The sequence below is a fragment of the Alishewanella sp. HH-ZS genome, from assembly GCF_001704375.1.
Lineage (GTDB): Bacteria > Pseudomonadota > Gammaproteobacteria > Enterobacterales > Alteromonadaceae > Alishewanella > Alishewanella aestuarii.
Map to the genome: position 1 here is coordinate 1 of NZ_LZEJ01000113.1, position 344 is coordinate 344.

Genomic DNA, 344 nt, shown 5'->3' on the forward strand with positions numbered 1-344 from the left:
GGAAATTTGTGGCAACCTTAGTGTTTTCTGGAGTGTCTTCTGGGTAATCCACAACCAGTTTAAGCCGCTCTCCATTATCAAGCGTATTACCTTGCTCAGCAAGCTGGTTTTCCAGTGTTAGCAAGAGTTGATACCAGAAAGTATCCATAGCCGTATATAGAATTGGTTTAGAGCGGTCATCCCCTTTCGCTGACGCATCCCGAAACAGAAAGGCGATTTCACCCATGCTTTCTAACTGGGTTTGTGACTTATGTTTGCCAATATGTTTAGTTAACAGCGTGGTGCAGTCTGTCGGTTTCACTATAGGGTTGTATTTTTCCTGCCAGTTACGCAGTTTTTCCAGC

General features: G+C 44.2%; 1 pseudogene. It reads right to left on the minus strand.

The window, feature by feature from the left end:
• A pseudogene (locus tag A9165_RS16515) lies at window positions 1-344 on the minus strand (VPA1269 family protein); the annotation flags it as partial.